The organism is Spirulina subsalsa FACHB-351 (genome assembly GCF_026130165.1).
GTDB classification, from domain to species: domain Bacteria; phylum Cyanobacteriota; class Cyanobacteriia; order Cyanobacteriales; family Spirulinaceae; genus Spirulina_A; species Spirulina_A subsalsa_A.
Map to the genome: position 1 here is coordinate 1 of NZ_JAIHOM010000023.1, position 21,367 is coordinate 21,367.

The following is a 21,367-nucleotide window of genomic DNA, read 5'->3' on the forward strand; positions in this document are numbered from 1 at the left end:
CACGTTTCAAGGTGCATCTCAATCCTTTGGACTTGAGACTTTTTAGGCTTGAGTTTGAAATCGTAGGTCATCGTTATCATGCTCCCATTATAACACACTTAATAAAACTGGCAAGGCTCATTAAGTGCTGACGCTTCGCGGGTTACATACTGTTTTTCTTTTCATCCCCGTCCTAAAGTATCGGGGCTTTCAAGAAAACATGATCGGTAAAAACCGTTGGACCGTTCAACCCAAGCTAGATTGGGAATGACTCCGGGGAGGGGGGTAGCCCTATATAACTGGGCAGCTTGGGCGAGGGAGGGGGTGGTGAGGGTGAGAGATGTTGCGACGAGAACAGCCCATGTTTTTTGGAGGCACATGGTTAGAATCCCTAAGCCGTGAAATGAGTATATACACTCATTGTACTTCAGTATTTTAGGGATTTTGGTAGGAGTGTAACGTTTTTGTAATCGTTATTGACCCAAGCGTGAGCCATTCACCAGTTGCCCATGACAACGGCAATGGGCATCCTCCAACCTGTGCCGAAGGCGCGATCTGTGATTTTTAAACCGGGGGGGGCTTGACGGCGTTTGAATTCGGCACGATTGACGAGACGGCTGACTTTTTGGACGATTTGGGGGGAATGTCCGGCGGCAATAATCTCTTGAGGGGATTGGTGATGATGGATAAGACGGGAGAGGATATCATCGAGGATTTCGTAGGGGGGGAGGGAGTCTTGATCGGTTTGTCCGGGTTTGAGTTCGGCACTGGGGGCTTTGGTGAGGATGGCGGGTGGGATGAGGCTCTGTTCTTGGTTGAGCCATTGACAAAGGGCATAGACTCGGGTTTTGGGGACATCGGCGATGACGGCTAAACCGCCGTTCATGTCGCCGTAGAGGGTGCAGTAACCAACGGCCATTTCGGATTTGTTGCCTGTGGAGAGGAGAAGATAGCCGAATTTGTTGGCGATCGCCATTAATAAGTTGCCCCGAATCCGAGATTGAATATTTTCCTCAGCAATGCCAAATTCTGTTCCGGCAAAGAGGGGAGCAAGCAGTTGATCATAGGCCTTCATGGCGGGTTCAATGGGGAGGGTTTGACTCTGAATGCCTATATTTTGCGCTAATTGTTCGGCATCGCTGATGGAGTGATCGGAACTGTAGGGGGAGGGCATTAAAACGCCGAGGACATTCTCTCGTCCCAAGGCTTCGGCGGCGATCGCAGCGACTAAGGCGGAGTCAATACCACCACTTAACCCTAACACGGCTCTAGAAAACCCACATTTACGGGCATAGTCTCGCACTCCCAAGACGAGGGCTGACCAGATTTCCGCCTCGGCGCTGCTGGGAAGAGGCTTGACGGTGGTGGGGGTTAAGTCTTGGGTTTCTAAATCATATTCGGCGATCGCTAAATCTGTCCCAAATGCCTTAGCCCGCGTTACAATCTCGCCCTGACGATTCATGGCAACACTACATCCATCAAACAATAAATCGTCATTACCGCCCACTTGGTTGGTATAAATAATCGGGATGCCGTAACGAGTCGCACAATGTTTTAACATCGACTCCCGCAAGGCTTGTTTTCCGAGGGTATAGGGAGAGGCGGAAAGGTTGACAATTAAATCCACTTGTGCATTAGCTAGGTCTTCAAGGGGATTAACTTGATAGGTGCGTTTCCCCCAAAACTGCTCATCATTCCAGAGATCCTCACAAATTGTCACCCCAATTTTGAGGTGAGTTTCTGGGGTACGGTGTCCATACAAGACGAAGAGATTGGCTTCTTCCCCGGAGGCAAAATAACGATGTTCGTCAAAAACATCATAGGTGGGAAGTAACCTTTTATGAAACACCCGTTCTATTTTACCATGTTGTAAGAGAGCCATACTGTTGAATAGGCTTTTTTCTCCCTTTTCGGTGGCGTAGGGATTCACTTCGACAGTGCCAACTAATACCGCTAATTGGGGGGGGAATTCTGAAGCTAAATCGACCAGTTTTTGAGCCAGATTAGCGATGAATTGAGGACGTAGGAGTAGGTCACGGGGGGGATAGCCACAGAGGGATAATTCTGGGGTTAATAAGAGGCGAACGCCTTGATTAGCTGCGGTTTGAGCAATTTCTAGTAAGGTTTGGGCATTACCGGATAAATCCCCAATGGTGGGGTTGAGTTGGGCGATCGCAATTTTCATAGGGAATAGTTGGAAAAGCAGGGAAAAAGGGCGTTACAGCCCAGAGATCACAGCTAATATAGCATTTTTACCTCTTGGCTCTTGTCTACGGATTTTTTAAATGTATTTTTTAATACATTTCCTGAGAAAATCACCCACAACAAGTATTACGACAATTCTTAAATGAATCAGGATATAGTTTCCTGACGGTTCAGACAAGACCTAGGATGGAATTCATTAAAGATGACTGAAATTAAGAGAGAAAATATTTATGGACGGTCTACAGCAACAACTGCTAACACTCAACTATAAAGTTGACGCCCTTTATCAAATGATGGAACAGTTAACCCATCAATTCAATCAATGTGTGGCATCTTGTTCTGTTTCTTCCTCCCAAGAGCGGCTTTCTGGGGAGTTTGATGCTCTATCCCCCCCGTTGTTATGGAATGATCTACCTGTTTATCCCCCCCATGCTCAAGAGTCAGAAAACTTAGAAATGATGCACAAAGATATTCTCAAAGACGAGGAAGGATGGGACATTCCCCCGGACTATAATTTGTCGGATCAAGATTTAGCTCCAGAGTTACAAATTCGACGGTTAACGGCTCAAGTGACGGCGGCCTATCATCGAATTGCAGCCTTAGAAGAACAATTACTCGCCCAACGGGTTCATTGATTTTTCTGGGCTAGATTGGCAAGATCCGCCAAAATTAGCTCTAAGAGTTGAGGAAGACGTTCAGGGTGTTTGTGAGGAGTGATTTTTTTCACTAGGGTCATTTTGAGTAGCTCATGGAGCAGGATAAATTCCTGTTGGCGTTGGGGTTTATCTAGCAGATAGTTGGTATAAGTATTTGTGACGAGGGTGATTAAATGATCCCGCAAGGAAGCTGAGGTTAAGTAAGGGGCATGATCTTGATCACTCCGGGGCTGTAAGTGATAAATAGCCTTCAAAGGTAAGGGATTCGGTTGAAATTGATACCCCGGTTGGGTGAGGTCTAAATACTGTTTATGCCAAGTGGGATGACTGGGAACAATGCGGGGTAAATGTTCCGGCGAACCGTAGAGGTGTTGAACTGACTCCGACCATAAACGGAGTCGGGGATAGGCGGGTTGTACTAAAAATTGGGGCTGATGGGGAGTTAACACCACTACATCATCGGCCAAAATGGGATAACCTTGTTGGGCAAAAGCGGCGGCTGTGGTTGATTTGCCAGCCCCACTACTGCCTAAAAAGGCGATCGCCTGATTCCCAATAGCCACGGCGCTAGCGTGTAAACAAATCAACCCTTTGAGGCGCAAAATAAAGCCCAAAATCGGGCCAAGTAAATAGGTGGCCGCATCTTCTAAGGTTAGGGGCGGTTGCCAAGTCGTCCAAATCTGCCAAGTGGGGCGACATTGCACCAGAAAATCCACCCCCTCACTGTAGCGGAAATGATAGAAGTTGGGGGATAGGGATTCTTGGGGTGAGGAACGCCAAACCCTTAACAGAGGGAGTCCAGCTAAATCCCGAGTGGGACTCACATACCAAGGAGCAAGATGATTCAGCCTCTGGGGGAGGGGTTGACCCCAAGACACTGGAATTAAATTCTCGGGGGGAAGGGTTGAAGTCACAGGTGCAACACCCGGAATGGGGGCATCGGAACACAATTCTAGACCATAGACTTGGTAATGTATCATCACTGGGTGCGCCCTGTATGCTAACCGGATTTAACAAGGAATCAATCTAGACAAAAACAATGATCCCCTCTTTCCTCGTCACGAGACATGGGTTAATTTGATCTTCCCTGCCCTTGCGTAGATGGGAACTCGGAGGCAGTCCGAATAATGGATTTCTTTCAGGTATGGTGAATGGGTCCCTAGTCCGTCCGATTGGGAACGGAATTTTCCCCCGCACCGTCACGGTTGCCGTCAACAGCCACACTTCGGGTTAGGTCTTGGACGGCCCCATAACATTGCACTTGAGGAACATGGTAAGGCTGTTTGCTAGGAGAGTTTGAAGTGGTTTCGTTCATGATCACATGATCCTATAGACAGAATGTGTCATCCTCATTTTAGACAATGGGAGAAAAAATGCCACATCATCGGATTGTGCCGTTAGGCATATAACTTTACTCGTGGGGCTAGGGAACAGGGAATTGATAATTGATAATTGATAATTGATAATTGTCAATTGATAATTGATAATTGTCAATTGATAATTTCTCCCCTGCTCCCCTGCTCCCCTGAGAATTGATAATTGATAATTGTCAATTGTCAATTCCCCGCTCCCCTGCTCCCCTGCTCCCCTATTCTCGGGATTAGAGCCTTATTCAGCAGACCCTAGATAGTCCGGTTGGGAACAGCCCGGGGACCAGCACCATCGTTATTCCCCCGAATAGCCACACTTTGGGTCAGGGTTTTAATGTCCCCATAACATTGGACTTGGGGAGCATAATAGGGTTGTTTTTGCTTCAGATCGGTTTCAGTTACTTGGTTTGTCATTCGATGATTTAATGAATCCTATAGATGATTTAGTTTTATTGTGAACTACCCCACCCTGCCGTTGGCGAGGATGGGGCTTCCTGATTCAACGGGAACTGCATCTAACAAAACCGATGTTTTGCACCGATGTTTTGCTAGGTTGTCTTACACTCCCTCCCCAGGCAGTATCGCTGGTTCCCAACGACAAGAGCCGCAAGGCTTCATTTCTGATATTTTGTGCTTGGCTAGCTTGTGGTTTCGTAACACCCCTTTTACCTTCAGATTCTCTACAGCAATAACTTGGTTTTCGTTGACTATCTTGCGGGATAGTTTGTGTAGAAAGTCCTCACGGCAACGGGCAGTCTTGCCATAAACCGCCGATAATATTGTAGCTGCTCATCCGAGAATTCGCGATCGCTCAGTTGGTTTATTGGTTGCTATTCATCCCCTCCCTGCAAGGGAGGAAGGGGAAGTCCGCAACATTTTGTTAAAATGTTCCAACCAATATCCTAAACTGACTGGACGTAGACTCGACCAAGCAAGGTTTGGGGATAGGTTGGGCTGCTGGGTAATGCACAATAATGCGTCTAAGTCAATGTAGTTTGCCAATAATTCTCGGTGTTGTTGCTGGGCAGATTGCCAAGGTTGGAGTCCTTTTTGTAGGTAGATATAGACAGGATCTCCGGCTAAGGCAGTTTTGGGACGTTGCCAGATGGTGGAGGGGACGTGCTTTTGTAGGGTGACGCGCAGGAGGTGTTTATTGATAAACCAAGGTAGGGGGGAGAGGGAGAGTAAGTAGTTGAGGAGTCGTAGGTCGAGGAAAGGATAGCGAATTTCGAGGGGGACGCGAGAGAAACCGGGATCGGTGGCTTCAAAGTTATACCACCAGAGGGGCTGGAGAAGATCCTCATAGGCTTTGCTGCGCCAAGGATGGGGGGAGTGGGGTTGGGTTTGGATGACGGTTTGCCAGCGATCGCGCAATTCATAACGGCGCTCAAATTCTGGGTTCAACCATTGGGGATATCCTCGCCAGATATCCCGATTTTGTCCCCGCAATTGAGCTAAAATTCCGGTGCCGAAGGGAGGTTTCAAACGTTCTCGCCATAGGGTACGCCCAAGGCCCCGTAATAGCTCACCTAGGGGCATTCCGCGACCTAATTCGGTCAGGGGAGAGGGGCGCATTCCTTCGTCTCCTCCTTGGCCGTAGAGGACGACTGGACTATGGGTTAAAACTTGTTGGTGAAGGTTGTAATCTTGGGTGAGAAAGGGAATATTGTAAGGTTCAGGGGGGTGCAAGGCGGGGTTTTCCCACCCTTGAAAGGGGACATAATGATCGGCTGAGATTAGTTTCAGGGGAAGGTGGAGGGAGTCGGCCACGATTTGGGCATAGTCTCCTTCGGGATCCTTAAACAGTTCCCGATAGATGACGGTGAAGGCTTGATAATTGCCCTCTGGCACAGCGTTTAAGGCGGTTTGGGCGAGCATGGTGGAGTCTAACCCACCACTGAGGAAAATGGCGGCTTCTCGTCGCCGTAAGCGGTCGGTGACGGCTTGATTCATCAGGTGTTGGAAGGGTTCAAGATAGTCCTCATCACGACGATAGGGCAGGAATTGGGGGACAGGTAAAGTCCAGTAACGTTGAAGGTAGATCTGTTGGGGGGTACAGGTGAGGGTATGACCTCCGGGGAGCCGTTGAATGTCTTGGAAAACGGTGGTTTTGGGGTTTTGGTTGAAGTCGAAGAGCAGGAAGTCGGCGATCGCATCTTGATTAAGTTGAGCGGAGACGGCCGGATGTAATCGTAAGGCTTTTAGGGTATTACTAAACAGGAAAATTGCCCCCACTTGGGCATAAAAAAAGGGTTTGACTCCCAAGGGATCTCGCACACACCAAAGTTGCTGGGCTTTACTATCCCATAGGGCAAAGGCATAATCTCCGAGTAAGTAGTCTAAACAGGATTTTCCCCAAGTGTGATAGGCCCAGAGGAGCAATTCAGAGTCGGAAGTGTGAAGGGTGACAGGACAATGATGCTGTTGCAGTTGGGTGACTAATTCCTGACGGTTATCTAAGCGCACATCGGCCGTGAGGGAGAAGTGATGTAAATGGTAAATGCCATCGGGTTGGCTATCTTGGTGACAGTGTAACAGGGTATGGCCAAAACCGATTTCTGCTTGTTGCCAGTCGTGGGTACCATCGGGCCCCCGGTAGGCTAAAAACTCGGTCATCTGGTGCAAAATACTACTATCTAGGGGACTGCGATCGCGGTGCCATATCCCACAAATTCCACTCATGGCTGCTCATTCCTGTTGGGTTAAGGTTTCTTGCTTAGGATTGTAGGCAAGGGCTTTAGATTCAACTATGTTAAAGTGAACTGCACTGGACGAAGTGGGGAACAGAATTTATGCGCAGTGCGTTCACGAAGTGTCGCGTAGCGATCGCTCTCGGTAGTAATCTTAGCAGTCCTGTTGGCGACTCTCTGACGATTTTAAACAAGGCGATCGCAACCCTTGACCAGAGTCCGGGGATTCAGGTTAAGTTAATATCCAGTTGGTACAAAACCGCCCCCGTTGGCCCCCCTCAACCGGATTATCTCAACGGTTGCGCGGTGTTAGATGTGCAACGTTCCCCCAGTGAACTCCTCCATAGATTACTGGAAATTGAACGAGAATTTGGACGACTGCGCCGTGAACCTTGGGGGCCGCGCACCTTAGATTTAGACTTACTGTTATACGAGGATTGGATTATCGACTCTCCCCCCCTCCAGATTCCCCATCCTCGCATGACTCAACGGGCTTTTGTCCTGCTCCCTTTAGCGGAAATTGCACCGGATTGGATTGAACCTATCTCCGGAATGGCGATCGCACAATTAGCCCGTTTAGTCGATTCTTCCGGGGTGATCTCTTCCTCTCCTGCCCAGCACTGACTGACTCGCGCTTTCACATCGAGGAGTAGTCCAAGGAACTATCATCAATCAATAACAATATCAAAGGTTTCCTCACAGAAATTCGGTCAATCATCTTGGGTTTTGCCATAATGTTAAACAGATACAATCTACTAGCGGGCATCACCGATAAGGGGCATGGGGCAACTCCTCAATCAACGGTATCAATTTATTCAATCCCTTGGCTCGGAAGCTATGGGACAAACGGTTTTAGTGGGTGATACGCAACAATCGGGTTATCCTCGGTGTGTGGTGAAACAATTGCGCTTGCCGAGTCAGCCCACTAAAGCGGTAGAAGTGAGTTTAGCTATTTTTGAGAAAAAGGCAGAAGCCCTGAAAACCTTGGGAAGTCATCCCCAAATTCCCAAAATTTTGGACTATTTTGCTGAAAATCAGAGTTTTTATCTGGTTGAAGAGTTTATCAGTGGGCGATCGCTCAGTCAAGATATCATACCCGGTCATCCCTTCCCAGAAGAACGAGTGGTAGAGTTACTGGTTGAGGTGCTAGAGGTCTTAAACTTTGTTCACAGTCGAGAAATTATTCATCGAGGCATTAAACCCTCTAACTTGATTCATCGTCAGTCTGACGATCATATTGTGATTACAGGGTTTGGAATTTTTCGCGAAATTAGCACCCAAATCCTGCGCAGTCAGGGGGAAGAAATGGACAAACCCCCCCATGATACAACCGTCTATATTCCCCCAGAACAAGCCATCGGGAAAGCCCAGTTTAATAGTGATCTCTATGCTTTAGGCATGATTGGAATTCAAGCCCTCACAGGCTATTCCGCCGAAGATTTAACCCAGTTTGACCCAGCGGCCGAAAAGAAGGCAGATGAGGGAAGTTGGGAAACCAACCTCAAAATCCATCCCCGCTTACTGGCCATTTTGAAAAAGATGGTTCATCCTGACTATCAGCAACGCTATCAAAGCGCGACGGATGTGTTAGTCGATTTACAACAGTGGGAAACAGCCCAAGGGGCGCTGGTGTCCAATGGCCATCAGGAAGAGGGAGTAAATGGATCGGTGCCGGTGATGACAGCCACACCAGTAGCCGTGAAGGAGTCAGACGGCCAGGAATCCGAGGTGGAATCTGTGGTGAACAAAAATGGAGCCTCTGCCTTGCCCAAGCCTCCCCCTCCTCCCAAGATCAATCAGCCCCCCACGTCTTCTGATTCGGCACCAGCCGCCTCATCAACCCCCTCTTTCCCCCTTAAATGGGTGGGAGTAGCTGTGTTGGGGATTGGGGTCTTGGTGGGGCTGATTATAGCCTTGGGAGTGCCGCAACGAGTATTACGGGGTCAGTCCTTGCAACAGGCCCGGGAACAAGTCTTGAAGGGAGATTATCAAGCTGCGATCGCCACCTATAGCCGTTTGATTGACCAACATCCTGACTCAGCTGAAGCCTACTATCAACGGGCAATGGTTCATCGCACCCTTGGGCAAAATCAACGGGCGATTGATGATTTAACCACGGTGATTCAGTTGGGAGGCAGTAATTTAGATGAAGCCTATTATCAACGGGGCAATTTGCGCTATTTAATCGGCGATCGCCCCGGGGCCATTGCGGATTATAATGCGGCTCTAGAACAGAATCCCAACATGGCGAAAGTCCATGTGAATCGGGGGCTAGTTCATGCTGATCAGGGCAACGAACCCCAAGCCCTAGCCGACTATAATCAAGCCATTGTGTTAGATCCTAGCCTCGCCGCCGCCTATTTAAATCGCTGCCTCACCCGCTCTAATTTGGATGACCACGAAGGGGCGATTTTAGACTGTAATCAAGCGATTAATCTCCGGCCCACCCATCCCCTCGCCTATCAAAATCGAGGCTTAGTCTACCGCCGCACCGGGGATTTATTAGGGGCGCTGAAGGATTATAACATTGCCATTGAATTAGATCCCGATGACCCAGACCCCTACTATAACCGGGGACTGGTGCGACGGGATTTAGGGGATCAACGGGGTGCGATCGCAGACTTTACCACCGCCTTAGAGTTAAACCCCGATCATGTCGTAGCCTACTATGACCGGGGGATGTTACATCTGACGATGGGGGAGCGAGAACAGGCGATCGCCGATTTTCAAGAGTCAGCCCAACGTTGTCTAGATGTGGGACGTTTAGGGTGTTATGAAGATGCAAAATACCAACTCGAACAGTTAGGCCGTCCCACCCCCTAGAAATGAAGCTCACCCCACCTGCCTGGGGCGAGGTGGGGGAATGCGTCGCTATTTTGTTCAATTTTGGAACCACAACATTTCCCGTCGTCCCGTCCCACGACGGCGACGAGAACGGCTTTTATCATAGGACACTTCCACCGATTCGGTGAGAGTAGGCAAAGCATTCAAGCTTTCCATTCCTTGACCCAGATTAGGGGTAGGCAAGGAATAACCATTCAACAAACTAGAGAGCATTAAAGCTGTAAACATAACTATAAATCCTGTAAGGGCTTATAGTCCTCTTTACGGGGGCTTCTCCTGTGATCCGGATAGGTTGGGTCTAGGTCAGACTGTAAACGTTTGACCCAATAGGAGAGCAGGAATCGGATGACCCAGAATAGCGATAACATAGAACAGAGGAGCAGCCTTGAACGGGGTATCCTAAACCGAACCACCTGCAACAGGTCGGTTCAGATGATTTGCACTTAACCGGAACAGAAATCATGACCAATTTTCCGACTTCTGCTATGCCATCAGCCCAATCTGGGTCACAAGTCAATCAGAATGTCGCCTCTGTCTCCCAACCCATCCACCTCAGCACCATTGGGGCGGGCGCTTGGGGTACGGCTTTAGCCCATGTTGCTCAACGCAGTGGTCATCAGGTTCGCCTCTGGTCCCGTCGCAGTGCTAAAACCCTCCCGGAAGTGATCGAAGGGGCCAATGTGATTCTCTCGGCCGTTTCCATGAAAGGGGTGCGGAGTGTGGTGGAACAATTGCAGGGCCTCTCTATCCCCAAAGAGGTGATTTTTGTCACAGCGACCAAAGGACTGGATCCCCTCACCCAAAAAACTCCCTCTCAAATTTGGCAAGACGCTTTCCCGGATCATCCTGTGGTGGTGTTATCGGGGCCCAATCTCTCTAAAGAAATCATGCAAGACCTCCCGGCCGCCACAGTAGTAGCGAGTCGGAATGTGGAAGCGGCCGAAACAGTACAAGTGCTATTTTCCTGTGATACCTTTCGGGTTTATGTGAATACAGATCCCTTGGGAACCGAGTTAGGCGGCACCCTGAAAAATGTCATGGCGATCGCATCGGGAGTCTGTGATGGCTTAAAACTCGGCACCAACGCCAAGGCCGCCCTACTCACTCGCGCCCTCCCCGAAATGATTCGCGTCGGAACCCACCTCGGAGCCGACCCAGAAACCTTTTTTGGTCTATCGGGTTTAGGAGACTTATTAGCCACCTGTGACAGTCCCCTATCCCGCAACTATCAAGTCGGTTATGGCCTCTCCCAAGACCGCACCCTAGAAGATATACTAGAACACCTCGAAGGAACCGCCGAAGGGGTGAACACCACCAACGTTTTAATCAAACTGGCCAAACAAGAAGATATAGCCGTCCCCATTTCTAATCAGGTGTATCGCCTCATCAACGGTAAAATTACCCCCCAACAGGCTGTACAAGCCTTGATGGAACGGGATCTTAAAGCTGAATTTGATGATCTCGACTTGTGAAGTCCCCTTGGCTCATCTCCCACCTTCCCACTCTCTGAATTTCTAACTCCAACCATGAACGAACCGAACCCTTTAAATCTTGCCCCCACCCCCAGCATTGACTTCTCAGAATTCTTAGAAGTGGTGGGAGTTGAACCTCTGGCCGATGCCCTACGCCGCGCCCTAGAAACAGCCCAAGGGAACTCCCAATGGGAGCGCTCCCAGAAGTTAATTGAATATCTGCAAATCATCGGCGCTCCCCCTGTTCCAGACCAACCCAAGCCCGCTCTAGCCCGTCAGTCGGTGTTACCCCCGAAAGAATATCGCCCCATCCGTGCGGCTTCTTTAGCCAAGGGTTCCACTCCCCGTCAACCCCATCTTTCGACGGAAGAATTAGATTAATGGGGCAGTTAGGGCTTGCTCAATCCTGACAAGTTAAGCCTTTTCTCCTCTGGTCAGGGAATAGGGAATAGGGAATAGGCAATTTTGACAAGTTAAGCTTGTGTGACTTTTGTCAAGTCCCTGTGGCTTCCCCTCGCTGGGCATGATGTTCATACATCGCTCCTGGTTCTGCTTGCCCTGCAAACTGTCTAGGTATAGCGCTGCGCGCTTGTGTAGTTACAAATACTGAAAAGCCGCATCGGCAGCTTTGTGAACATCAAATTGATGGATGGGAAGCTCTTTCCTAATCGCTGTTTCTATATTGGTCAGGTTTCATCCCGTCGGTAAAACCGAGGGTCTTCACCCGACATTGCAGATAAAACAAATATTACTACCAGCCAATTATCCGAGGAAAATTTCTTCATTTGATCGGCTCCGCTGCTACCTAACGGCAAAGCTCACTGGCGGGGATGGAGCGCAGCGGAATCTCCGTCCAGTGCAGCGCCTTGTTGGGCTTTGCGATGACAGAACTTACCATTCTTGATAAAGTACAAAACTTGTGTAATGCACTCCATGGAGTGGTGTATCTCCTTGTGGCCGTAATTTAAAATTAGGCGATCAGCGGCTGATGCTATATTCGACGAGGAAACCTCCACTCTGCCGTCATTCTCTTCATTAATGAACATCTTTCCAAGAAACAGGTTGCATTTCGACCCGGAAATAACACCAATATTTACTCCTTTGGCTGCGTGACAAAAAGAAAAGCCACTCGCGAGACTCTCAATCGGCTTTATCACCTTGCAAAATATAGCGAACCTATCTGAGTCGTGCTAAAAAGGTTCGCCTGCAATTCAACTAGGACAATAGCCCACAGTTCACGTCTCATTAGGACTAGCTATATAGGTAGCCTGAATCCGATTTTTGCAAGCCTGGTTCCGCCAAATGGCGAACAAATATATACTTTTCCACTTAATTTTTCTGAGGGGTTTTTGAGTAAATAGCTCTCGGCAATTAGACCCCCCATGCTGTGAGCCACAATGAAAAACGAACGGCAATCAGAAATAACATCAAATAACTGTATTTCCAATGACGACACGCAATCTTCCAATGACCCAAATAATGTCGGCAACCTAGGCACAATGGACTCGTAGCCTAATTCTTTGAACCTTGATGCCAAAGGCATCATATCATCTGGACCCTTATTGAATCCATGCAGAAGAATCACAATTTCATCAATGAAGCTCATTATAAATACTTCAGGACTTTGTTGAGTATCCCTATGTAATCTATTTTCGATGCTTTTTCGCCGATATCAATCTGGTGCTCAATTTGTGGTACGGCATTTCTTTCAAGATACTTCCAATCCAGCGTGATTTCTTCTAAATCGTTTGAATTAGCGATCTCCATTCCGTTTTGACGCATTGTGATTCTATACTTGTATGGCCAAATCGGAAGGCCGACCTTATGTTCCTGCATAATAAAATGCTCGTTCTGTTTAATATTATTCCACCAGATTAGACCGCCTAGAGTGGTTATCGGTTTACGAAAGGTCATGTTCATTCTCCTTTGTTGATTGGTTAGCACTCAGTCCAGAAAATTGCTTTCTTTCTCCTTGCCAGGTTTCAGCTATAGCGCTGCGCGCTTTTGTAGTTACAGTACTGAAAAGCCGCAGTCTTCACTGTACGCGATCGCCATAAGCTGTTTCCTGAGATTTTTGTCAACTCACCTAATTCTAACCTGTAATTACACTAGCGCGCAGCGCTATATTATACCAATTCTCTAAATTCTAGTGATAGAGAGACTGTATTCCTCGTTACTTGGCTCTGCCAAGTAACGCCCTCCCCGAGGGCTTCCGCTAAAGGCTGTAAATCTAGTAGTTGACAGGTAAAAGGTGTGGAAATCTCAAAACTTAGTGGTTCAGAGCTAGTTTCAGAAGCCAATGTGACAGTTCAAGATTTTTGGGCTTGGGCTTATTCTGATATCTTGTCTAATCGGAATCGATCTGTGTTTGCTGAATTTTTGGTTGCAGTTGCATTAAATTTGACACACCAACCGAGAATTGAATGGGATGCAGTCGATTTAACGTATGGCGATAAAAAGATTGAGGTGAAATCATCAGCCTATGTTCAAAGTTGGCAACAAAAAAAACTGTCACTAATTAAATTTGATATCGCTAAAAAAAGAGGATGGGATTCTAAAGAAAATGTCATGGCTGACCAAGAGAGTCGTAGTGCTGATTGTTATATTTTTTGTGTTTACGAGGAGCAGGACACACAAAAGGTCAACATTCTTAATCTGGATAAATGGTCATTTATCGTTGTTGCCACAGAAAAACTAAATGAGGTATTTGGCAATCAAAAGAGCGTTTCGCTGAATCGGCAATCTCAAACCCTAATAGTTCACTTTAGAGCCGCTTAGTCCCAACCAAAGGCTCAAGCAGTCGAACGGTGAAGCTCAACGGCGGCAAACAACTTTGGCATCTCCACCAAGATCTCGGTTCCGTCCGTTGCAGCGCAGTGTTAGCTGGCTTAACCCCACCGATAACCTTTAAGTACGATAGAAGATTTAAGGCTGAAAACGAAGGTGTTGAAGAGAGCGCACTTGGGCAATGGTTTCAAAATCACGATCGTTATGAATCAAAAGCAAATTGTTTTCCAGTGCTGCTTGAGCAATACAACAATCGATTGGGCTACGAACGGTAAGTCCTTGGCGACGCAATTCGTAGTAGATACGTGCAGCCTCTTGCCACGAAGAAGGCGTGAGTTCAACGTAGTCCTGTGTTTCAAGATAAGTAGAGAGGAGAGTCCACTCTTGCTCGTTTAGGCTACCTTGCAGCAACTCAAGCTGAGTGAAGCGAGTAAGTAAAACTTCTCGATTAGCAATCAGGGTTGCAAGCTGTTGGCGAACTTGACCACTACGATCTCGAAAGACGCTGATCCAAACAGACGTATCAATCAGCAGCATGACGAGTTTCACGCAAGGCTTTGTGGTCGAAATTTGGGGCAAACTGAATTTGCCCTGCCAGGTCGAGAAGGTCTTTCTTACGACGCGATCTTACAAGCTCTCTCAGGGCTAAATTCAGTAACTCCTCTTGAGTAGTCAGCTTTGTCAGTTGAAAAGCTTCATTAATAAGGGCTTCATCAAGATTAAGGGTGACTTGCATGAGGTTTACCTACAGATGAAATTGCTGAACTTATATCCCTAAATTTTAACCTGTACCTAAACTTCTCTAGCTCATCTACCGCCAGCAAGTTGTAGATACTTTGCTTTGAATGCCTCTGCAACTTCTTCCGATGTGGGCGGCTCACCATTATTCTGAATAAATAACATCAGGACGGTTTGCGTGATAGGTTGCGGAAGATAACACAACAGCAGGACGACGTTTAATACCTGTGACACCGGGAAAATCAACGGTAACAATATCGCCAGAATTAAAAGTCACTCACTCGTCTCCTCATTGCCAAGAGAAGTTGTACTAAAGTGCTGTAGAGAAAAGGCTGCTAATTCTAACTGGTCTTGCTCAGTCCAAGTATCGCTGTCATCCACAACAGAATTATTTTGCTGGGTCAAACCATTCAAAATTAGAGCTGCTAACTGTAGTAAGGCAGTTGGTGGCAAGATGCGAGTGATATAAGCATAAACATCTTGGATAGTTGGGCTAGTAGCAGGCATCATCATGACTGTCTCATGGTCTTTACTGTATTCTAGCTCAAATCGCCCTCTGGAAAGACTGTCCAAAACTTTAATTTGTGATGTAAAGCTTTCCCATACGCTAATTGCATATTGTTTTCTGAGATGACCACCATGATTGGTCAGTCTTTTCAAATTTATAGCCATATACTCCGATATAAGTAGGATTTTTGGCTTTGATATTTTGTTGCACTTCTTTATAGATTGCAACAACGCAACATCATTTTCACTGAGATGAATAATATTGACTGGCACACGCCCCTCCTGATGCCTAACGTTCCGGCTGAGCGGCTGCAAGTAACCTTTGCATCTCCATTGAGATCTCCCTTCAGTCCGCTCCAGCCGGGTTGTTATGCTGCGGTTGCTTCTACTTTTCTATCAACCCCAGCAATTATCCATCATCTAAAGCTGTCTCTGGAATCCACCTTTGACCAACTGGTAGAGGTGGAGTGTCTCGAAATTGTCTAGGGAGTCTAAATTCTGGCGCTTGGTAGTCAGGAATTGATAATCCGTAGGCGATTGAGAAGCGATGAAAATGCTGTTCGTCAATACCTTTCATATCAAAGTCTCGTGGGCGTGGAACATCCAACATACGGTATCGGGGCATCCCTGTTGAAGACAGTTGAAAGGCATCGTATGTCGCATAAATAGTGTCTTGGTAGTAAGCAGAAACTTTTCCTCCTCCTCCTAGAAATACAGAAATAGCCGTTCTTTCTCCATATGGTAGTTTTTTGCAACAAGTACGAATTACTGTCGCAACCTGACGGTGAATCAGTGCCTGGGATAAAATAAGGATTTGCAGAAGATAAAGATTAATATCGTTATTATTTAAATTTTTTTTCACCACTTTTGTTGAAACCCGATACTTGTTAGCGATATGATCGCCTACTCTTAGGGGTGACTGAGATGCATATCTTTTAGAAACTTTTTCAATACCGCTTAGAATCCTTTCTCCACGATTGACTATTGCTTGGGAAACTTTTAGTTCTAATTCATTTGAGTGTTGAGCGATTCTCTTTGCTAATGCGTTCACTCCTATAGGTTCAACTAAACCTGAAAGAAAGTCTATTTTTGGTTGATCATCCGTAGTTCTATAGAACTTAAATGCTGCCCCCTCAGTTGTCCCACCACCAATATCGAAAAAAATATAAACACCCTGTCTAGCTTGGCGGGAAAAGGTATAAGAATAAACAGCCGCAGCGATCTCAGGAATTCCTAGACAAGGTGTTTCATCAATTACCAAAGACTGGTGTATATCATCTAAATAATCATTTAATTCATTAAATCTAACATCAATGATATTGATCTCATAGAAATGCCATGCAAGACACAAAACTCGCCTAAATCTCACTAGCGATGGAGAATCACAATATTCAACTGGTACTCCTATCTGTACGCTCCAATCGACTTCTACATTCTTGAATCTATCTGGATCATCCTGACAAATCCATTCTATCGAGCGTTGTATTATTCGATACAGGAAAAAAGCACAGAGATTTTCTAGAGCATTACACGAAGAAAGGTTATTACCTTGAAAGTCAGATAATACTGGAGAATACCAGTATTGATGCTGTCGTCCAGGATCAAGGTGCGCTAGTCGCATCTTTAGAAAATCTATAATGACATCGCAAGATACCTTTTCTGTTTCCCACTCTGATTCCGTTAAGCCAGCAACCAAAGTTCCGTCTGTCTTAATTCCAATTTGACTTAAAATTAACGCACTCCCCAGAAGAGAATTGGCTTCACCTGGTATTACAACCCAAGATTCGTCACGATCTGTGTCTCTAACACAAACCTTTGTATATTTTGTGCCAAAATCAATTCCGAGATTTAGACTGACTTGAGAGACTACCATACATCGATCTAGTAAGTAATAAAAATAAGTCCAGCCGCTAGTTCTGGATTACGAACTTGACATTCACGTTTTTGTTCTATTCTTTTCAGATTCACTTGGCAATCCTGCTCTAGTTTTTTCAATTGTCCTTCTAAAGCTGGGATGATCCTAAGCTTGCCCTCAAATCTAAATCGATTGATTCGTTGTTGTAGTTCATAACATCTTCTTCCAGAGTAAGCTCTTACACTTTGTTCTTGGACATTGCACCGATCAATATTTTCTTGTTCAAAGGCATCTGAAATTTCTAGAAACACAAGCTGAAGTTCTTCTTCACATTTCTCATATGCTTCTAGGATCTGCGCTGAATCTAGCAAATTAGCGGCATTTGGTTTCGATTTGCCATAAGAAAGGGCTTTATCTAAAATAACTTCTACAATATTGTCTGATAGCTTATCCCCGCTCTCAAGATGAACTGCCCGGAAAGCCAGTCGCGTTTCTGTTCGTAAACCTTTCAACTCCCAAAGATGAATAGTGTAAATATAAGTTCCTAACTTACAATCTACAAACTTACTCTCTAGTTCGATAGCTGAAATTCCATGAAATGGATGTGCTGTACCTGAAACACTAGAGTGCTTATCATACTCATATCGAATCCATTGAATTAGTGGGTGAGTAGAATCGAGAAGTTCTATCCCTCCTTTTCCCATAGATTCAACTCTTTTAGGATCGAACAAGCATCTTACAGGAGCGATATATAATTTCGTGGGCGTAGAAAGGCGCTTTTGCTCACAGAAAAGCCTCAGATCAATTCTTGCAGAAGGCGAAAGATCGACCTCGATAAAAGCATCTTTTTGAGGTGTTATTTTTGTCTCAGGATAGTAAAGTTGAAAAAAGTCATCAATAAAAGATTTAATGTCCTCTGGTCTTAACCATCTTCCTTGCTCTCGACTCTGTGTGATGGCATTTAGGATATAATCGCTAAAAGCCATCATATTAATAGCTTCCGATTCTAGCCTTTCTTGGTCAGCCTTTTTATTGGCTATGGCACTAAGAGTTTGATTAGCTCTCTCTTCTCTTTCGGGTTCTGATAAATCAGGATTTAACAAATCACTAATTAAGTGTTCGGTTTCTTCCCCTAAAATTTCCTCAATATCTCCAATACTTTCTCTGAAAATATCAATCCTTTCGTACAGTTTATTTAAGATTCTCTCTTCAACAGTATTATTGATCTTATAATGAATGATTGATATTCTTTCAGCTTGCTGCCCTAGACGATCTAAACGTCCTATTCTTTGCTCAACCCTCATTGGATTCCAAGGAAGGTCATAATTAATTAGAAATCGACAAAACTGCAAATCAATTCCTTCGCTTCCGACTTCTGATGAGAGTAGAATTGACGTTTTCGTATTCCTGAATAGATTTAGAACGTCTTTTTTATCGGATTCAATTCCTCCATGAATAACACAGTTGGAAATTCCATTTTCTTCCAGTCTTTCTTTTAGATAATCTAAAGTGCCACGAAAATAAGCAAAAAGAACAAATTTTTCGTCTGGATTATCAGATAATTTTTCTTTCAGAAAAGCGATCAGACTATTATATTTACTATCATGCTTCTTTAGCTGGCTAATTTCCTCATCACTAATTTCTATATTGGCAAATGGCCACTGATCTTCTAATAATTCATCATCAGTTATTAATCCAAAGTCTTCCCATAGATTTTCGGTAAAAATATCGTCATTCAGAAAATCATCAATAATGCCCTGATTTTTCCAGCTTTTCAGTGCTGCTACCATACAACTAGCCATTTGTCGTTGACGGATAACAAGACTGAAAAAAGCAACACCTCTTTGCCCTCTAGCTAATTTCCGAATTTGGCTTGAAATATGGTTATAAACTTGCCTCTCCAAAGGAGAAAATTCTATTTCTAGAGCTTGTGGGGAGCGTTTGACACGGTTTTCTAAGACATCACGCTTGCGGCTACGTGTCATGAACTGACCGAGTAGAGAACAACTCTCTATAGTTTGTCGCCACCTAATTAAACGATCTATATCTGGTTGAGAATGATTGTCTATTTCCTTTTGAATTTCTGTACAAACTAAATTGAGTCTATTGTTATCTCTAAAATAGAGATGCTTTTGAGCACGATGGATAGAATCAGATATTGCTTCAAGATTCAAAGGAATCTGACAGAGAAGATAGAGAGCATCAATAATCGGCTTATTGGCTTGGAGCATCTGATCAAAAACTTGTTGATACTCGAAATCTTCAGGGCTAACAAGCTTAAGAACTTGAAATAGATTATTGCTGCTTATTTGGATTGGAGTGGCTGTTAAGAGAACTAGATGTTTTGCTGCATCTCTCAGTAATTGACCTAATTGGTTGCTTGAAGTTTCTTGATTACGAAGATAATGTGCTTCATCAATAATAACTAAATCAAAAATGCTAAATTCATCTGTGGATATGTTCTGCTCAAGAAGTCTTGCTAATTCAGAGCGCGGGTCAGAATTTTCTGGATCATCCCAACTTTTAGATGGACGTATTCCTTCCAAACTCGCAACATATGTAAAGGCTACCGAGTCTTTTCGAACACTGTTTTGTAGAATTCTTTTTATTTTCTCAGCAAGTCTTTTTGCGTTAGTAAATTCAGCATCAATGTTGAATCTTGTTGAGAGATCTGTTTTCCATTTGTCTCTCAGCATCGCAGGGCAAATAATAAGTAAGCGTCGGGCATCTTGACGAGCTTGAAGTTCCTTCCAAATGAAAACCGCTTCAATCGTCTTTCCAAGATCTACCTCATCTGCAACCAATATTCTTCCTACTGGTGAGTCAAGGAATTTTAGAACAGGTCTAAATTGATGAGGGTAGAAGTCTGTATTGCTTGACTCCATGCTGTAAAGGATGTTCGTCAATTGTCCTTTGACTTTTTCATAAATCATGATTCGCCTCAAATCAAACAGCGAACCATAACTTCCTTTCCTCAATAGTGTTCGGAGGTTCTCTATCTGCTCTATAAGCTCTAGCTGATCAAACTTTCTCAGGCTTTTTTCGTTTGGTCCAAAATCAACTTCGACCAACAACCGACCAGCAGACTCTCTGACTTTTCCTGTAGTCACTCCTTGCTTGCCAGGATCATTACGCATTCTAACCTGTTGACCTGGCAATTTAGGATTCCAAGGCAGTTCAGTCACAATTACTCCACAGCATAGCAGATTAAACCAATTTTACTTAGTTTGCCCTCATCCTTAGAAAGGAAAATCAGGTTCTTACTAATTTTATACCATCGACCCGGAAAAGTTTCTATAATCTTTCATCCAGCGATAGCCTTTCGCCTATGTCTCAGCAGAGGTCTTCAGCAACATAACGGTGAAGTTGTGCGGCGGCAGATAACCTTGAACTCTCACCGGTAACCTTTGTACCGTCCGCACCAACGCAGTGTTATGCCGTCGCCGCTTTACATAGGCAGGTAATAAACTTGACCGTCTAAATCCTCTGCGACACCACACTCTAGAATAATGAAGATGTCTTCTATGACGCTGCCTACGGGTGCATCTGTGCGAATTTCAACTACCCCTGGCATAGCGAGATCCTGAGCTAACCTTTCGTAGGCATAGCGAGTAATCGTTGCCACGTCATGCGTCAGTAGGACACGCCTCTCATTAGCCGCCCACTCAAGCACAACAGGATCATCTTCTCCTGACAGACCGATATCTTGGACTCGGACTATATCAATATCTGGATTTCGACGCAGCAACCCCCTAATAATCGTGTTGTCTAGGTTTTCATCCGCTAGTAACTTAATCATCCTTGTTGCTCGACTCTTCGAGCCAGTAGCCGATCGCGCAAGCCCTGCGGATCAAATCGAGCCTCATTCCTTTGTCGAATTTCTTGCGCTTGTTGCTGCCGCTGCTTGAGATACGCTTCTACATCCTCTTGATGGTTGAGATAGAAGGCAATTGAAGCATAAACATCACCTAATCTTAAAGATGGATAACGGTAGACAATCTCCTCAGCAGTTGACCCTTGCTTGAATACAGTAATGACGGTGTCTAAAGTTACCCGCGTTCCACCAACCCGAACTACACCATCAAGGTTGACTGTCAAGGGTGCAGGTTCTGCCGAAATTGCAAGAGACATAGTTAAAACCTCATGTGGCCTCTCTCAATTCTATCAAACATAGAATTATCCCAAGCCAAAATCTTGGGATAAGGTTAAGTGATCTCAAGATTTCAGTTTATTCCTGTGTAAAGAGCAATAGATTTATTTTCTC

The 21,367-nt window shown here is 45.4% G+C and carries 22 protein-coding genes and 2 pseudogenes; 6 read left to right on the forward strand and 18 right to left on the reverse strand.

The window, feature by feature from the left end; all coding sequences use genetic code 11:
• Positions 1-161: 161 nt before the first annotated feature.
• Positions 162-359 (reverse strand): hypothetical protein, encoded by a 198-nt coding sequence (locus K4A83_RS06330; RefSeq protein ID WP_265263603.1) that lies wholly within the window; start codon positions 357-359, stop codon positions 162-164.
• 116 nt (positions 360-475) lie between these two features.
• Positions 476-2,164, reverse strand: a complete 1,689-nt coding sequence (locus K4A83_RS06335; RefSeq protein ID WP_265263604.1) for an NAD+ synthase — start codon at positions 2,162-2,164, stop codon at positions 476-478.
• 250 nt (positions 2,165-2,414) lie between these two features.
• Between K4A83_RS06335 and K4A83_RS06340 the strand changes: the two genes are divergently transcribed.
• Complete coding sequence (locus K4A83_RS06340) at positions 2,415-2,819, forward strand: hypothetical protein (RefSeq protein WP_265263605.1); 405 nt, start codon at positions 2,415-2,417, stop codon at positions 2,817-2,819.
• Here K4A83_RS06340 and K4A83_RS06345 read toward each other — a convergent pair.
• From K4A83_RS06345 to K4A83_RS06360, 5 genes and pseudogenes are all read right to left on the reverse strand, one after another.
• Positions 2,813-3,823 carry a phosphoenolpyruvate carboxykinase (ATP) gene (locus K4A83_RS06345; RefSeq protein ID WP_265263607.1) on the reverse strand — a complete coding sequence of 337 codons (1,011 nt, stop codon included), beginning with the start codon at positions 3,821-3,823 and terminating at the stop codon, positions 2,813-2,815. The two genes, K4A83_RS06340 and K4A83_RS06345, sit on opposite strands and share 7 nt — an antisense overlap.
• 176 nt (positions 3,824-3,999) lie before the next feature.
• Entirely contained in the window at positions 4,000-4,155 is a 156-nt protein-coding gene (locus K4A83_RS06350) for a hypothetical protein (protein ID WP_265263608.1), read from the reverse strand.
• 307 nt (positions 4,156-4,462) lie between these two features.
• Positions 4,463-4,624 (reverse strand): hypothetical protein, encoded by a 162-nt coding sequence (locus K4A83_RS06355; RefSeq protein ID WP_265263610.1) that lies wholly within the window; start codon positions 4,622-4,624, stop codon positions 4,463-4,465.
• Between the two features lie 45 nt (positions 4,625-4,669).
• Positions 4,670-4,987, reverse strand: a pseudogene (locus tag K4A83_RS23075) (transposase); the annotation flags it as partial.
• Between the two features lie 57 nt (positions 4,988-5,044).
• The gene (locus tag K4A83_RS06360) at positions 5,045-6,892 is read right to left on the reverse strand and encodes an asparagine synthetase B family protein (protein WP_265263611.1); all 1,848 of its coding nucleotides are present in this window, start codon (positions 6,890-6,892) and stop codon (positions 5,045-5,047) included.
• 110 nt (positions 6,893-7,002) lie between these two features.
• On the opposite strand from K4A83_RS06360, the gene folK reads away from it, so the two are divergent.
• Together folK and K4A83_RS06370 are read left to right on the forward strand one after the other, a co-directional pair.
• Positions 7,003-7,524 (forward strand): 2-amino-4-hydroxy-6-hydroxymethyldihydropteridine diphosphokinase, encoded by a 522-nt coding sequence (folK, locus tag K4A83_RS06365; RefSeq protein WP_265263613.1) that lies wholly within the window; start codon positions 7,003-7,005, stop codon positions 7,522-7,524.
• A 156-nt stretch (positions 7,525-7,680) separates the two neighbouring features.
• The gene (locus K4A83_RS06370) at positions 7,681-9,723 is read left to right on the forward strand and encodes a tetratricopeptide repeat protein (protein ID WP_265263614.1); all 2,043 of its coding nucleotides are present in this window, start codon (positions 7,681-7,683) and stop codon (positions 9,721-9,723) included.
• A gap of 57 nt (positions 9,724-9,780) precedes the next feature.
• On the opposite strand, the gene K4A83_RS06375 is transcribed toward K4A83_RS06370, so the two are convergent.
• Positions 9,781-9,972 (reverse strand): hypothetical protein, encoded by a 192-nt coding sequence (locus K4A83_RS06375; protein ID WP_265263615.1) that lies wholly within the window; start codon positions 9,970-9,972, stop codon positions 9,781-9,783.
• Positions 9,973-10,205: 233 nt separating this feature from the next.
• Here K4A83_RS06375 and K4A83_RS06380 point away from each other — a divergent pair, with 233 nt between their 5' ends.
• The gene (locus K4A83_RS06380) at positions 10,206-11,216 is read left to right on the forward strand and encodes an NAD(P)H-dependent glycerol-3-phosphate dehydrogenase (protein ID WP_265263617.1); all 1,011 of its coding nucleotides are present in this window, start codon (positions 10,206-10,208) and stop codon (positions 11,214-11,216) included.
• A 54-nt stretch (positions 11,217-11,270) separates the two neighbouring features.
• The gene (locus K4A83_RS06385) at positions 11,271-11,597 is read left to right on the forward strand and encodes a hypothetical protein (protein ID WP_265263618.1); all 327 of its coding nucleotides are present in this window, start codon (positions 11,271-11,273) and stop codon (positions 11,595-11,597) included.
• An 874-nt stretch (positions 11,598-12,471) separates the two neighbouring features.
• Here the strand turns inward: K4A83_RS06385 and K4A83_RS06390 are convergent.
• Positions 12,472-12,822, reverse strand: coding sequence for an esterase/lipase family protein (locus K4A83_RS06390; RefSeq protein WP_265263619.1), 351 nt, complete (start codon positions 12,820-12,822; stop codon positions 12,472-12,474).
• Positions 12,822-13,130: a hypothetical protein gene (locus K4A83_RS06395; protein ID WP_265263620.1), complete on the reverse strand. Its 309-nt coding sequence runs from the start codon at positions 13,128-13,130 to the stop codon at positions 12,822-12,824. Before K4A83_RS06395 ends, K4A83_RS06390 begins: the two co-directional genes overlap by 1 nt.
• A 339-nt stretch (positions 13,131-13,469) precedes the next feature.
• Between K4A83_RS06395 and K4A83_RS06400 the strand changes: the two genes are divergently transcribed.
• Positions 13,470-13,994 carry a hypothetical protein gene (locus tag K4A83_RS06400; protein WP_265263621.1) on the forward strand — a complete coding sequence of 175 codons (525 nt, stop codon included), beginning with the start codon at positions 13,470-13,472 and terminating at the stop codon, positions 13,992-13,994.
• A gap of 147 nt (positions 13,995-14,141) precedes the next feature.
• Here K4A83_RS06400 and vapC read toward each other — a convergent pair whose 3' ends face one another.
• The 8 genes and pseudogenes from vapC to K4A83_RS06440 form a co-directional block, all read right to left on the reverse strand.
• A complete protein-coding gene (gene vapC / locus K4A83_RS06405) occupies positions 14,142-14,540 on the reverse strand; it encodes a type II toxin-antitoxin system VapC family toxin (RefSeq protein WP_265263622.1) in 399 nt (132 codons plus the stop codon).
• Positions 14,527-14,739: a type II toxin-antitoxin system VapB family antitoxin gene (locus K4A83_RS06410; protein WP_265263623.1), complete on the reverse strand. Its 213-nt coding sequence runs from the start codon at positions 14,737-14,739 to the stop codon at positions 14,527-14,529. Before K4A83_RS06410 ends, vapC begins: the two co-directional genes overlap by 14 nt.
• Positions 14,740-14,898: 159 nt before the next feature.
• Positions 14,899-15,018: pseudogene (locus K4A83_RS06415) on the reverse strand (type II toxin-antitoxin system PemK/MazF family toxin); the annotation flags it as partial.
• A complete protein-coding gene (locus K4A83_RS06420) occupies positions 15,015-15,521 on the reverse strand; it encodes a hypothetical protein (protein ID WP_265263625.1) in 507 nt (168 codons plus the stop codon). The gene K4A83_RS06420 and the pseudogene K4A83_RS06415, both read right to left, overlap by 4 nt.
• A gap of 136 nt (positions 15,522-15,657) precedes the next feature.
• Complete coding sequence (locus K4A83_RS06425; protein WP_265263626.1) at positions 15,658-17,121, reverse strand: hypothetical protein; 1,464 nt, start codon at positions 17,119-17,121, stop codon at positions 15,658-15,660.
• Positions 17,122-17,129: 8 nt separating this feature from the next.
• A complete protein-coding gene (locus tag K4A83_RS06430) occupies positions 17,130-20,288 on the reverse strand; it encodes an SNF2-related protein (protein WP_265263627.1) in 3,159 nt (1,052 codons plus the stop codon).
• A gap of 263 nt (positions 20,289-20,551) precedes the next feature.
• Complete coding sequence (locus K4A83_RS23080) at positions 20,552-20,902, reverse strand: DUF5615 family PIN-like protein (RefSeq protein ID WP_407809909.1); 351 nt, start codon at positions 20,900-20,902, stop codon at positions 20,552-20,554.
• On the reverse strand, positions 20,899-21,234 hold the full coding sequence (locus K4A83_RS06440) for a DUF433 domain-containing protein (protein WP_265263629.1): 336 nt from the start codon (positions 21,232-21,234) through the stop codon (positions 20,899-20,901). Before K4A83_RS06440 ends, K4A83_RS23080 begins: the two co-directional genes overlap by 4 nt.
• Positions 21,235-21,367 lie beyond the last annotated feature (133 nt).